This window comes from Ruegeria sp. AL3, assembly GCF_056536065.1.
This window is the reverse complement of the sequence record NZ_JBQFJG010000001.1, coordinates 1,926,488-1,939,860: the sequence shown is the minus strand read 5'-3', so window position 1 is coordinate 1,939,860 and position 13,373 is coordinate 1,926,488. Positions and strand designations below refer to the sequence as shown.

The window sequence follows — 13,373 nt, the reverse complement described above, 5'->3', positions numbered from 1 at the left end:
GATTACCCTCCGATCTGACGCCAGCGGCGCCCATCGCGATGCATCAGCATCAATGCTTCTTCGGGGCCTGAACTGCCCTGATCGTACCGGGACGGGCGGTCTCCGCGCTGCTCCCAGCCCTGAATGATGGGATCGACCCAGGCCCAGGCGGCCTCGGCCTCGTCCCCACGCATGAACAGTGTCTGATCGCCACGGATGACATCCATGATCAGCCGCTCATAAGCGTCGGGGGCTTGCGCTTCGGCCCCAAGCGCATCGGCAAAGCTCATGTCCAGCGCAACATCCGACAGCCGGAAGCCCCCCGGCCCCGGATCCTTGATCGTGGTGCGCAAGGTGATTCCTTCGTCAGGTTGCAACCGGATCACCAGAACGTTTCCGTGCAGAGGGCCGACATTGGGAAAAATCGTGTGCGGCGGATCGCGGAAGAACACCGCAATTTCGGATTCCCGCGCGCGCAGACGCTTGCCAGTACGCAGATAGAACGGCACACCTGCCCAACGCCAGTTGCCGATATGAACCTTGAGGGCGATGAAGCTTTCGGTTCGGCTGGCGGGGTTGCCGACATGATCGACATAACCGCCCTCGCCCTTTTCGGCCCGGTACTGACCGCGCGCGATGTCAGACTGGGCCACGGGCTCGAGCGCTTCGATCACCTTGACCTTTTCATCCCGCACCGCGTTGGGCGAGAATTTCGAAGGCGGTTCCATTGCGGTCAGACACAGCAACTGCACCAGATGGTTCTGGACCATGTCCCGCATTGCGCCGGACTGATCGTAGTAGGCCCCGCGCCCTTCGACGCTTACGGTCTCGGCCACCGTGATCTGCACGTGGTCGATATGGGTCGAATTCCAGAGCGGTTCGAACAGCGAGTTGGCAAAGCGCAGCGCCATCAGATTCTGCACGGTCTCTTTGCCCAGATAATGGTCGATCCGGTAAATCTGATGTTCTTCGAAACAGGCACGCAAGCCTTCGTTCAGCGCCTTCGCCGAGGCAAGATCGTGCCCAAATGGTTTTTCGACGACAATGCGGCTGTCCGGTGTCGCAAGACCGGCGTCATGCAGCCGCTGCGCGATACCCGAAAAAAGGCTTGGACCAACGGACAAATAAAAGGCCCGCACGACGTCGTCGCGCATCCGTTCTTTCAGGTCGGACCACCCGGTCTCGCCCAGCGCATCCACGGGCACATATTCGACATGGGCAAGGAACCGATCCATTGTTTCCCGGGAAAAACCGGGCGCGAACTGTTCCATCGATTTTCGGACCTGATCGCGAAACCCGTCATTGTCGATATCAGAGCGTGCCGTACCGATGATCCGCGCGCCGTCGGGCATTTGGCCGACCTCGAAGCGATGGTACAGGCCCGGCAGGATTTTACGCTGCGCCAGATCGCCGGTCGCACCGAAGAGTACCAGATCAAATGGCTCTACCGGAATTACGCGTGAAACCATCACAGGCTCCTTCTGAATTTGCCGATATCAGCTTAGCACGGCGTGATACCCCGCAAAACCTGACATGTTATCGCTAACAATGCCTGTCTATTAGAAAGCCGCCCATGAAAAATCAAGCACAGTTTGAGGAAACCGTGCCGTTTAGCGCATCAGGTCTGATGGCGCAGCCAGTCCATGACCGCAGGACGCACCGATTGCTCTCCGCGGTGGCGCGCGTCAGCGATGATTTTGCGAACCTCCGTCAGATTGGACCGCAACAGCAGGCTTTTGACCGGGCCGATCGAGGCAGGCCGCATCGACAGCGTCCGAATCCCCATCGCCGCAAGGCACAAGGCCTCGACCGGGCGGCCAGCATCTTCGCCACAGAAGCTGAGTGGCGTGTCCGAGATATCGCAGCGTTCGACGATGCGTTCCATCAGGCTCAGGAAGCTGACATTCAGCGTGTCATAGCGACGCCGGACCAGTTCGTTTTCACGGTCAGCAGCAAAGAAGAACTGCTTTAGATCGTTCCCGCCGATCGAAATGAAGTCCACTTCGTCAAAGAATTTCTGCGGCGCGAAGGCCAGCGACGGCGTTTCCAGCATCGCGCCAACTTCAAGCATCTCGGGCAGCACATGACCCAACCGTTTTTCCCGCTCGATGGTTTTGTTCACTTCCCAACGGGCCTCGCGATATTCCTCGGCCTGCGCGACAAAAGGGAACATGATGGTCAGCGGTCGACCATTGGCGGCGCGCAGCAGGGCCTGCAACTGCATCCTCATGACGCCGCGCTTGTCCAGACCGACCCGAATGGCGCGCCAGCCCAGCGCCGGGTTTGGTTCCGCCACGTGCTTCATATAGGGCAGAACTTTGTCCGACCCGATGTCGAGTGTCCGGAATACCACCCTTTTGCCACCTGCCGCGTCCAGAACGCGCTGATACTGGCTGACCAGTTCCGACCGTTTCGGCATCTGGTTGCGGATCAGGAATTGCAGTTCAGTGCGGAACAGGCCAACGCCCTCGGCGCCCGAGGTGCCAAGCGATGGCAGATCGGCCATCAGACCTGCATTCATCACAAGGTTAATCCGCGAGCCATCGCGCGTCACGCAGGGTGTTTCGCGGATCGACGCATAACGTTCCTGCGCCTTTGCCTGCATCGCGATCTTGTCGCGGAAGGCACTGACCACACTGTCTTCCGGGCGCAGATGCACAACACCTTGATCACCATCCACCAGAACGTGATCTCCGTTCAGGGCCTCGGTGGTGATCCGGCCCACATGCACGACCAAAGGAATCGCAAGCGCCCGCGCAACAATCGTGGCATGACTGCCGACAGAGCCTTCTTCAAGCACGATCCCCTTCAGCGCCCGTCCGTATTCCAGCAAGTCGCCGGGGCCGATATTGCGCGCGATCAGGATCGGATCGGGTGGCAGATCAGCACTGTCCGTCTTGCCTTGCCCAGTCAGGATGCGCAGCAGGCGATTGCTGAGATCGTCCAGATCCGCAAGACGTTCACGCAAGTACGGATCGGTGACCTGTCCCATGCGCGCACGGGCCTGGGATTGTTCTTTCTCCACCGCGGCTTCGGCGCTGAGACCCAAGGCTATGTCTTCCTCCATCCGCCGCATCCAGCCTTTGGAATTGGCAAACATGCGGTAAGCTTCCAGGACCTTCAGCTGTTCCTTGTCGCCGCCCTGCGAAATTTCGAGCATCTTGTCGACACCGACGCGCAGTTCTTCTACCGCATCGACCAAACGTTCGCGTTCCCGGTGAGGGTCTTCGGCAATGGGGTTGGTAACCACCACGCGGGGTTCGTGCAGCCAGACATGCCCTTCGGCAGACCCTTCCTGCGCCGGGCCGCCGCGCAGCAGAACCGATTGCTGGTGCAGGGGTGACAGGGCCGCGCCTTCGCCGACAAAGGCGCCAAGCTCGGCCATTTCGGCCAGCACCATGGCGACCACTTCCAGTGCATAGACCTCATCTGCGGAAAACTCGCGCGCCTCGCGGGACTGGACGACCAGAACGCCCAGCTTTTCCCCAAGGCGTTGAACCGGCACACCCAGGAACGAGGAGTACCGCTCCTCGCCGGTTTCCGGCATGTAACGGAAGCCCTTGGCCGACGGCGCGTCGGCGGTGTTGACGACCTTGCCGAACTTGGCGACCCGCCCCACAAGGCCTTCGCCCATGCGCATCCGGGTTTTATGAACCGCTTCCGGAGACAGCCCCTCGGTCGCGCAAAGTTCCAGCGTGTCTTCATCGCGAAACAGATAGATGGAACACACCTCGGCCCTGATGCTGTCGGCAATCAGGTGCGTGATCCGGTCAAGACGTTCCTGACCGGCGGCTTCGCTCGCCATTTCTTCGCGCAACCGCCGCAGCAGCTTGCGGGATTCTGTTTCCGTGCCGTCCGCCATGGCCCAACCGATTTAGTGTGTCAGGCGATACCTTTGGCCGATAGGCTCAGGCCGCCTTGTCCAGTTCAAAGGCATCATGCAGTGCCTGAACAGCAAGTTCCATGTATTTCCTGTCGACAAGGACGGAAATTTTGATCTCGGAGGTTGTAATGACCTTGATGTTGATCCCCTCATCCGAGAGCACCTTGAACATCTTGGCCGCCACGCCCGATTGCGAGCGCATCCCGATACCCACAACCGAGACCTTGCAGACATCAGTGTCTGCAACCAGTTCGGCATAGTTCAGCTCGCCCTTTTCCTTGATCTCCAGCAGCGCTTTTTCGGCGCGTGCCACCTGATCGGTGGGACAGGAAAAGGTCATGTCCGTGCGCCCCTCGTCCGAGATGTTCTGGACGATCATGTCGACGTTCACACCCTCTTCGCTGAGCGCCGAGAAGATTGTCGTGGCGATGCCGGGGCGGTCCGCCACGGAAACAACGGTCATTTTCGCCTCGTCGCGGGAATAGGCCACACCGGCCACAACATTGGATTCCATGATATCCTCCTCGTCGCAGACCAGCGTGCCGGCCTCATCGGATTGTTCTTCAAAACTTGAGAGAACGCGCAGTTTGACTTTGTATCGCATCGCAAGTTCGACCGAGCGGGTTTGCAGCACCTTGGCACCAAGCGACGCCAGTTCCAGCATTTCTTCGAACGAGATGCGGTCCAGCTTGCGTGCCTTTTCGCAGATGCGCGGATCGGTGGTATAGACGCCATCAACGTCCGTATAGATGTCGCAGCGTTCGGCGTCGAAGGCTGCCGCAAAGGCAACCGCCGTGGTATCCGACCCACCCCGACCCAGCGTGGTGATGCGGCCTTCGGGGCTGATCCCTTGGAAGCCTGCAACCACGGCAACGCGCATTCCTTCGCCGAATTTCTGATTCAGGTTCTCGGTCGGGATTTCCTCGATCCGCGCCTGACTGTGCGCGCTGGTGGTCAGCAGCGGCACCTGCCAGCCCTGCCAGCTGCGCGCGGGGATGTCCATTTCCTGCAAGGTCAGCGCCATCAGGCCAGCGGTAACATTCTCGCCCGAGGACACGACCGCGTCGTATTCCCTGGCGTCGAACAGAGGCGACGTTTCGTTCACCCAGCCCACAAGCTCGTTGGTCTTGCCCGACATGGCCGAGACGATGACGATCACGTCATAGCCCTTGGCAACTTCAACGCCGATACGTTTGGCGGCGCGGCGGATGCGGTCCAGATTGGCGACCGATGTGCCGCCGAATTTCATTACGAGTACGGGCATGGGGGCAAAAGTCTCCGCGCCTTGGATTTGACGTTCCGTGCCTCATAAGCGAGGGGCACCGCAAGGGCAAGGGCGCAAAGGAGTTCTGCCTGCGGCGCAGGGCCGCTTTACATTGCACCGGCGCGATGTCAGCCTAAGGATAACAACCAGATCAAGAGGTTCCTCATGTTTCGCCTAGCCCTCGCCTTTGCCCTATTGTCATCGCCTGCACTGGCCCAGGTCGCGAGTGTCGCCGGGACGGACGGCAAGAACGCGTTGGGAACAATTCCCTGCGCTGCAAATGCCGGTGATCCCGTACAAAGCTGCCACGCGGAACTGCGCCGCCATGATGACGGAAACATAACGGTCGCAGTGGCCCTGGGAGGCGGACATGTGCGCAATATCTATTTCAAGGATGGTGTGCCGGAATCCAGCAATTCGACCTCGAAAATCTCACATGAAACGCGAGGCGATATGATGGTGGTCTACATTGAACCTGGTGAGGTCTTCGAAATCCCCAAAGCCGCATTGGCCTCTCAGTAGGCGTGCGGTTGCCCGTCATAGGTTTCAAAACAGCCCGTTGTGCTTAGCGACAAGGCATCAAATCGTTCAATCAGGCCGAACACGGCCTGATCCACATCGATATCCGCCGCTGCACCGCCCATATCCGTCTGAACCCAGCCCGGATGATAGATGCCGACGGCAATCCCGTCATCTTTGAGATCCATCGCCAGATTCCGCCCAAGGTTCAGAGCCGCCGCCTTGGATGCGCGGTAGATATAACTGCCACCCGGCGCAAGTGTGTGCGACGCCATTTTCGACGAAAGGATCGCAACTTTACCGCCCGCGGCGCGCAGGTTGGGCAACAGGGTCTGTATAGTCAGAAAGACCCCCGTGACATTTACCGCAAAGCTTTGCGCCCACATGTCGGCCGGGTAGCCATCGATCGAATGCCCCTTGTCCAGATACACGCCGGCATTGCAGACCAGCAGATCGACAGGCTGGTCTTTCATCTGTTCTGCCATGGCTGATTGCTGCACGGGATCGGACACATCCAGACGCACCTGCATGCTGCCGTCACGCGCCGTCCCAGTGACCTTGTCACCCTGGTTCACGTAATGCTTTGCCAGGGCTTGCCCGATGCCGCGATTGGCGCCGGTGATCATGATGTGCATGATCAATTGGTCTTTCTGCTGGGGACAAACGGCAGCGGAGCCACCGGCACGCCATCTTCGATCAGGGATTTCGCCTCATCCAGCTTGGCTTCTCCGTAGATGGCACGCTCCGGAGCCTCGCCCAGATGAATCTTGCGCGCCTCGCTGGCGAAATCTTTCCCGACATAATCCGAGTTTTCTTCGACATGGCGGCGCATCTCGGCCAAAACTTTCTCGATTTCGGGCGATGGCGTTGCAACGTCGATCTTTTCTTCCGGAGTGGAACGGATTTCACTTTTCTTCCGGGCATTCCGCGCCGGGCGGACGCGAGGCGTCATGACCGCTTTCTCGACCTGCGTGCACCCGCAAACCGCGCAGGTGACCATACCCACAGAGGCCAGCTTGTCATAGGCTTCTGCGGATTGGAACCAACTGTCGAAACTGTGGCCTTCGCTGCATTTCAACGCGTATTGAATCATGTTCAGTCCAAAAAAACGATTGGCGAATAGATACCGATCAAGGTGACAATATCAAGCCTATCAGATGCCACTTCAATGTGAGTACGGCTTAAAGTCGCGCAACAATTCAGCGAGCTCATGAGAATCGACCTTTAGCGCCGCTTTTTTCGGCGAAAACCATTTGCGCCGACGCTCGGTCTTTTCCGGGTATTCCTGCGACACAGCGCTTACATGCACTGGAAAAACATCCACCAGACATAAGGATGGGGGCCGGTTCGAATGATGTTTGTGGTGCAGAAACTGCCCCAGTCGCACCCCGCTGATCCGACCAGATACGCCCGCCTCTTCCCAAGCCTCTTGCAATGCGGTTTCCTGCGGGCTCAGACCGGGGATGAGCCATCCTTTGGGAATGATCCATCGCCGTGCCTTGCGTGTCGTGACCAACAGAATCTTGGGACGGCCGCGCTTGATCCGGAAACACAAAGCCGAGGATTGCCGCAAAACTGGCTGCCTTGCAGCTTTTGGAAGGTCATGAAGCAACAATCGTGCTTTCATCAAGCGACGCTCCCTTTCGGTCGAACGTCAGCCATCCAAATTGGTACGCTCACCCAATCTAGCGGCTGGCACCTGCAATCATACCACATGATGTATCACACGCCAAGTCACTCACGTCGCCCAGGATATCGCCTACATTCGGGCAGAAAGCCGCCGTGCCAGATCCTCATGGGGGATGTCAGCGTCAATTGCCAACCGGCGCAAACCGAAATGCACGCGCGCTATCTGTTGGTAGTAGCGCGTGTAGACATAATTCGTGCCACCGCCGGCCAATGCCCCCAGCACAGGAACGGACTGGGCTGCAAGCTTTTGCCCCAGTACTATCGAAAAACGCGGCGCAACGGCGGCAATCAGGCGTTGCATGGCCGGTCCGGTCAGGGTCAGTCGGACCGAGAAAAACCCCAGGTCTGCCCCATCATCATGCGACAATGGTCCAGCTGCCGACAAGACGCGGACGCAATCGAACTTTACGTTTTCGGCAGAGGGATCAAACCCCTCGCGCGCGGCGGCCCCTTGAATGGCACGCAGCAGCATCGCGGTTGTCGCGGGCAGCTCCATCAAGGCTGTCGAAACGCCGCCCAGCCCCCCGGCCGCACCCATGGCAGTCGTCAGCGCGGTATTGACCCAGGGCTGTTGATCAGGAACCGCGCGCCGCGAGCCCTCGGCCGCATGCATCGCCAGCCATAACGCCTGTTCGGTTGCGCCTGTCAGGCCATTCCGAACGGGTTCTGGCAATTGCTCCAGCAAAGACTCGGCTGACCCCCCAAGTTTGTTGAGAAGTTTCACGCCGACCCCTCCGGCGGACCGGTAGTGATCCGCCAAACGATCCAGTTCGGCCTCGGTATCCACGTTTTCAACAAGAACAACGCTCTGCATTCACGCCCTCCTGCCTTTCAACATCGGCGTTGCGCCGCATGGTTTCAATAGGTCAGCGGCTCCAACGTGTCACCGCGCCCTGAACCCCGGACCACGCGCCGGGCACCAGTTCCAGCCCCAAAACCCGGTCAGGGTTGGTGGGCGGAGGCATTTCGACCGCATGCAATCGCGTGAAACCGAACCGGCTGTAATAGGGCTGATCCCCGACCAGCATGACCCTCTGCCAACCGCGGGTGCGCCCCGCTTCGACTCCTGCATGTATCAGATATCCACCCAGGCCTTCACCTTGGTGGGTGGGGTGCACGGCAACCGGCCCCAGCAGCAGAGCATCATGATCACCAACATGAACAGGCCAGAACCGGATCGCACCGGCCAGAATCCCCTGACCGTCGCGCACGACCAAAGACAAGCCCGCAACCGGCGGTACATCATCACGCAAGCGGTAGGACGACAAAGCCTCGCGACCCGGCGCAAAACACAGGTCATACAGGGCTTCGACCTCCCACCAGTCGTCCGGCTCTTCCGGCCTGATCCCGAATTGCTGCACCCTGCCCTCATTTACTTGCTGGCAATCGCCCTAGCACTTCGCTACGCCTTGGGCAAACGCTTGGAGATCAGATGTTCTACCGCCCCGAAGACGGCCACGGATTGCCGCACAACCCGTTCAACGCCATCATCACGCCGCGCCCGATTGGCTGGATTTCGACTCGGGACGCGGATGGGGTCAACAATCTGGCACCCTATTCCTTCTTTAACGGCGTCGCCTATACGCCACCACAGGTCATGTTTGCCTCGACCGGCACCAAACAGGATCAGAACGCCGGCAAGGACAGCATCGCCAATATCGAGGCCACGGGCGTGTTTTGCGTAAATGTCGTGGCCCAAGCGCATCGGGACGCAATGAATGCAAGTTCGGCCGGGTTGCCGAAAGAAGTTGATGAGTTTTCGCATGCCGGGCTTTCACCCATAGAATGCGAAACCATACCCTGCGCACGGATCGAAGGGGTCCCAGCTGCGCTGGAATGCAAGCTGACCCAGATCGTCACGCTGCCCGGTGAAGCCAATCGGGTGGTGTTTGGCGAAGTGACAGGTGTACACCTGCACGACGATCATATTCGGGATGGCAAGTTTGACGTGACCTCGTTCCAACCTTTGGCACGGCTCGGGTATCGCGATTACTCTGTCGTTTCCGAGTTGTTCAGCCTTTCGAGACCGGATGACTGATGCCCCTGCCTGACGCTGCGCGCCGATATCCTGTCACTCTGCCTGACGGCACGGAACATAAAGGAACGGCCTTTCTGTCACGAGTTATCAACCACCCCAGAATTCAGGTGGGAGATTACACCTACGCATCAGATTTTGACGAACCCGAGGATTGGGCCAATCGGTTGGCCCCTTACCTGTTCGAGTTCTCGCGCGAAAAGCTGGTTTTGGGAAAGTTTTGCCAAATTGCCCACGGCGTCCGCTTTGTGACAGCCTCGGCAAGTCATGCGATGGATGGGATAACCTGCTTTCCCTTTCCGGTTTTCGATCCGGAACAGATGCTGGAATTCCAGCCGGACGTCCGTGACACCGTGATCGGCAATGATGTCTGGATCGGCTATGGCGCGCTGATCATGCCAGGAGCCAGTATCGGTGACGGAGCGATAATCGGCGCGGGTTCAGTCGTGCGTGGAACCATCCCGCCGTATGCGATCGTCTCGGGCAATCCTGCCGAAGTACGGCGATACCGGTTTGACGCCGACACAATCGAGCGGTTGCTTGCTTTAAAGTGGTGGGATTGGCCAGCCGAACTGATCGCCGAAGCCGAAAGCGCTCTGCTGACGGGAGATATCGATAAGCTGGAGCGCTTGGACCCTTGAAAAAGGCGGCCTGATTGGCCGCCTTTCGAATTCAGTGCCCGCCCAGAATACCGGTGCGGACAGAGTAATCTACCGCCAGTTCGTAATCCGGGTCATCATCACTGTCGACCATGAGGTGTCCGGCTTTGTTCAGCAGTTTGTGACAATCCCGGCTCAGGTGGCGCAGCATGACTCGTTTGCCTGCTGCCTCGTATTTTCCTGCGATATTCTCGATGGCTTGCAGCGCGGACTGATCCACCACGCGGCTTTCGGCGAAATCGATGATGACGGTTTCGGGATCGTTCGGGACGTCGAACAGTTCGATAAAGCCGTCAGAGGACCCAAAGAACAACGGCCCCTGAATTTCATAGACTTTCGCGCCTTTCTCGGTCTCGGAGTCACGCGTGACCGCATGAATGCGCTTGGCATTGTTCCAGGCATAGGCCAGCGCCGAGACGATGACGCCGACCACAACGGCAACGGCCAAGTCCTCCATCACCGTTACGACAGTGACCAGAACGATGACGAACGCATCGGTCATTGGTACTTTGCGCAGAATTTTGAACGAGTTCCACGCAAAGGTGCCGATCACAACCATGAACATCACGCCAACCAGCGCGGCCAGCGGGATTTGTTCGATCAGGGGTGATGCGAACAGGATGAAGACCAGCAGGAAAAGCGCTGCTGCAATTCCGGCAATACGAGTACGCCCGCCGGATTTCACGTTGATCATCGACTGCCCGATCATCGCGCAACCGCCCATGCCGCCGAAAAATCCGGTCACGATATTCGATGCGCCCTGCGCGATGCATTCCTGAGACGCCCCACCACGCTTGCCTGTGATCTCACCCACAAGGTTCAGGGTCAGCAAGGATTCGATCAGGCCGATGGCGGCCAGAATGACTGCATATGGCAGGATGATCTCAAAGGTTTCCCAGTTCAGAGGAACCATTGGAATATGGAAGGAAGGCAGGCCGCCTTCGATCGATGCCAGATCGCCGACGCGCGGCACATCAAGGCCAAAACCGATCACGATTGCCGCGACAACCAGAATACCGGCCAGCGGCGCAGGAATGATGCGTGTAATCCGGGGCATGACCCAGATCACTGCCATTGTCAGCCCGACAAGACCCAACATGGTGTAAAGCTGCATCCCGGACAACCATTCGCCGCCGCCCATGCCATGACCGGTATTTTCCATGGTTCCGGGCACTTTGAACTGCCCCATCTGGGCAAGAAAGATCACGATGGCCAGACCGTTCACAAAGCCCAGCATGACAGGATGCGGCACCAAACGGATGAAGCGCCCCCAATGCATCGCCCCGGCGATGACCTGAAGGAGTCCCATAAGAACAACGGTCGCGAACAGGTATTCAACCCCATGCTCGGCCACCAGTGCCACCATGACAACCGCAAGCGCGCCGGTCGCGCCCGAGATCATGCCCGGCCGTCCACCGATCAGTGCGGTGATCAAACCGACCAAAAACGCCGCATAAAGACCGACCAGCGGGTGCACACCCGCCACAAAGGCAAAGGCCACCGCCTCGGGCACCAGTGCAAGGGCAACAGTCAGGCCGGACAGCAGCTCGATCCGCAGGCGTGAGACGGTCAGCCCTTCATCTGGAACCCAGCGCAGATCGGGAATGGCAAGGCGATTGGCAAAGCTTGCCAGCAAGGCTCGGGGCATCAGACAGTCCTATAGGATTATATGTTCGCGCGAAGGCGTCGTTGTAGCTGGCGCGCCGGCATTGAGCTACTGCATAAAACGGGATGCAGCCATGCGTGTGACGCATACGTGACGCTCGCGGCAAGTTGATTTGCAGAACCATGATGAAGCCACAACATGTGAGGCCATGCGTTGGATCCTCTTCTTACTGTTCCCGGCCCTTCCCGTCCTTGCACAGGATTTGGATGGCAATGACACGGCCGGCAACTGGCGGGTAACGCATCACGAGATTTTCGGCATCTGGAATTCGATCTGTGACGAGCGTGAAGAAGACAACACCCTGCGGCAGCGGTGTTACATCCGACGGGCCGAGGTGTTTTCCTTTCGGCCAAAATTTGCGGCACAGTTCGTTTTCATTACGCCCGAACCTGAAGGTTTCAAAGTTGAATTCGGGATCGAGCCGGGCACTTTCTTCAACCCATCCGGATTTCGCATCGACAACAGCGAAGAAGCCATATGGCGCACGCGGCGCCCCGGATGCCTGACCGGGCTTGGCTGTACCTTCGAAGACCAACGTGCCGAGGCGCTTTTGGACGCCATGCTGACCGGCGATGCGTTCCGCTTTGTGTTTCGAGACCGGCACGGACAATCACAGGATCTGACCTGGTCTCTGGGCATGTTTGGCGCGGCCTGGGATGATTTCACCGTGCAATCGCAGCAGCGCAACCTGTTGACGTTACGGGAATAGGCCTCTTGTCAAATCCGGGCTGAACCCGCACAAATTCAACATCAGATATTCATGCGGAGCAGGACAGTGACCCAAACCAGAATAGCCGTCATCGGCGGATCGGGCATCTATGACATCGATGGGCTGGAAAACCCGGAATGGGTAGAGGTTGAGACCCCTTGGGGTACGCCGTCAGACCAGATCCTGACAGGGTCGCTTGACGGTATCGAAATGGCCTTTCTGCCACGTCATGGGCGCGGTCATGTGCATTCGCCCACCGATGTACCTTATCGCGCCAATATCGATGCGCTGAAACGGTTGGGCGTGACGGACGTGATCTCGGTGTCGGCCTGCGGATCGTTCCGCGAACATATGGCACCGGGTGACTTCGTGATTGTCGATCAGTTCATCGATCGCACTTTTGCACGGGACAAAAGCTTTTTCGAAACGGGCTGCGTTGCCCATGTCAGCGTTGCTCATCCCACCTGCCCACGCCTGTCGGACTCATGCGAGACGGCAGGTAAGGCCGCCGGCATCACAATCCACCGGGGCGGCACCTATCTGGCGATGGAGGGCCCCCAGTTTTCAAGCCTTGCGGAATCCAGGATGTATCGCGAGCAATGGGGCTGTGACGTGATCGGCATGACCAACATGCCCGAGGCGAAACTCGCCCGCGAGGCCGAGCTGTGTTACGCGTCGATCGCGATGGTCACCGATTATGACAGCTGGCACCCGGACCATGGCGAGGTGGACGTGACCACGATCATCGCCACCCTGACCGGCAATGCCGAAAAAGGCCGCGCACTGGTCAAGGGCCTGCCGTCCCTTCTGGGGGCCGAACGAACACCCTGCCCGCACGGTTGCGACCGGGCGCTGGAATACGCGATCCTGACCGCACCGGAAAAGCGCGACCCGGCGCTTATGGCCAAGTTGGATGCGGTGGCCGGGCGTGTGATGTAAACGCCCGGTTTTGCTACTGATGGCCGGAAAT

The 13,373-nt window shown here is 58.8% G+C and carries 14 protein-coding genes; 5 read left to right on the top strand and 9 right to left on the bottom strand.

Annotated features, from left to right (window positions below):
• Positions 1 to 2: 2 nt before the first annotated feature.
• The 3 genes from zwf to ACR3E6_RS09855 all read right to left on the bottom strand — a co-directional run bounded on the left by zwf (position 3) and on the right by ACR3E6_RS09855 (position 5,126).
• On the bottom strand, positions 3 to 1,448 hold the full coding sequence (zwf, locus tag ACR3E6_RS09865) for a glucose-6-phosphate dehydrogenase (RefSeq protein WP_480486932.1): 1,446 nt from the start codon (positions 1,446 to 1,448) through the stop codon (positions 3 to 5).
• Positions 1,449 to 1,597: 149 nt separating this feature from the next.
• Positions 1,598 to 3,841, bottom strand: coding sequence for a phosphoenolpyruvate--protein phosphotransferase (ptsP, locus tag ACR3E6_RS09860; protein ID WP_171724417.1), 2,244 nt, complete (start codon positions 3,839 to 3,841; stop codon positions 1,598 to 1,600).
• A gap of 46 nt (positions 3,842 to 3,887) precedes the next feature.
• Positions 3,888 to 5,126: an aspartate kinase gene (locus ACR3E6_RS09855; RefSeq protein ID WP_171636914.1), complete on the bottom strand. Its 1,239-nt coding sequence runs from the start codon at positions 5,124 to 5,126 to the stop codon at positions 3,888 to 3,890.
• A 165-nt stretch (positions 5,127 to 5,291) separates the two neighbouring features.
• Between ACR3E6_RS09855 and ACR3E6_RS09850 the strand changes: the two genes are divergently transcribed.
• A complete protein-coding gene (locus ACR3E6_RS09850) occupies positions 5,292 to 5,648 on the top strand; it encodes a hypothetical protein (RefSeq protein WP_171363717.1) in 357 nt (118 codons plus the stop codon).
• On the opposite strand, the gene ACR3E6_RS09845 is transcribed toward ACR3E6_RS09850, so the two are convergent.
• From ACR3E6_RS09845 to ACR3E6_RS09825, 5 genes are all read right to left on the bottom strand, one after another.
• Entirely contained in the window at positions 5,642 to 6,280 is a 639-nt protein-coding gene (locus ACR3E6_RS09845) for an SDR family NAD(P)-dependent oxidoreductase (RefSeq protein WP_480486930.1), read from the bottom strand. The two genes, ACR3E6_RS09850 and ACR3E6_RS09845, sit on opposite strands and share 7 nt — an antisense overlap.
• 2 nt (positions 6,281 to 6,282) lie before the next feature.
• Positions 6,283 to 6,738 (bottom strand): DUF1178 family protein, encoded by a 456-nt coding sequence (locus ACR3E6_RS09840; protein WP_171330180.1) that lies wholly within the window; start codon positions 6,736 to 6,738, stop codon positions 6,283 to 6,285.
• Between the two features lie 72 nt (positions 6,739 to 6,810).
• Entirely contained in the window at positions 6,811 to 7,272 is a 462-nt protein-coding gene (locus ACR3E6_RS09835) for an NUDIX hydrolase (RefSeq protein ID WP_171636911.1), read from the bottom strand.
• 132 nt (positions 7,273 to 7,404) lie between these two features.
• Entirely contained in the window at positions 7,405 to 8,148 is a 744-nt protein-coding gene (locus tag ACR3E6_RS09830; protein ID WP_480486927.1) for an EcsC family protein, read from the bottom strand.
• A 52-nt stretch (positions 8,149 to 8,200) separates the two neighbouring features.
• Positions 8,201 to 8,695, bottom strand: a complete 495-nt coding sequence (locus ACR3E6_RS09825) for a GNAT family N-acetyltransferase (protein WP_171636909.1) — start codon at positions 8,693 to 8,695, stop codon at positions 8,201 to 8,203.
• A gap of 71 nt (positions 8,696 to 8,766) precedes the next feature.
• Here ACR3E6_RS09825 and ACR3E6_RS09820 point away from each other — a divergent pair, with 71 nt between their 5' ends.
• Together ACR3E6_RS09820 and ACR3E6_RS09815 are read left to right on the top strand one after the other, a co-directional pair.
• Positions 8,767 to 9,372: a flavin reductase family protein gene (locus ACR3E6_RS09820; protein WP_171636908.1), complete on the top strand. Its 606-nt coding sequence runs from the start codon at positions 8,767 to 8,769 to the stop codon at positions 9,370 to 9,372.
• Positions 9,372 to 10,010 (top strand): CatB-related O-acetyltransferase, encoded by a 639-nt coding sequence (locus tag ACR3E6_RS09815; protein ID WP_480486925.1) that lies wholly within the window; start codon positions 9,372 to 9,374, stop codon positions 10,008 to 10,010. The genes ACR3E6_RS09820 and ACR3E6_RS09815 overlap by 1 nt, the downstream gene beginning before the upstream one ends.
• A gap of 31 nt (positions 10,011 to 10,041) precedes the next feature.
• Here ACR3E6_RS09815 and ACR3E6_RS09810 read toward each other — a convergent pair whose 3' ends face one another.
• On the bottom strand, positions 10,042 to 11,676 hold the full coding sequence (locus ACR3E6_RS09810) for a SulP family inorganic anion transporter (RefSeq protein WP_171636902.1): 1,635 nt from the start codon (positions 11,674 to 11,676) through the stop codon (positions 10,042 to 10,044).
• Positions 11,677 to 11,842: 166 nt separating this feature from the next.
• Here ACR3E6_RS09810 and ACR3E6_RS09805 point away from each other — a divergent pair, with 166 nt between their 5' ends.
• Together ACR3E6_RS09805 and ACR3E6_RS09800 are read left to right on the top strand one after the other, a co-directional pair.
• Positions 11,843 to 12,403, top strand: coding sequence for an invasion associated locus B family protein (locus ACR3E6_RS09805; protein WP_171724420.1), 561 nt, complete (start codon positions 11,843 to 11,845; stop codon positions 12,401 to 12,403).
• A gap of 66 nt (positions 12,404 to 12,469) precedes the next feature.
• On the top strand, positions 12,470 to 13,342 hold the full coding sequence (locus tag ACR3E6_RS09800; protein ID WP_480486923.1) for an S-methyl-5'-thioadenosine phosphorylase: 873 nt from the start codon (positions 12,470 to 12,472) through the stop codon (positions 13,340 to 13,342).
• Positions 13,343 to 13,373 lie beyond the last annotated feature (31 nt).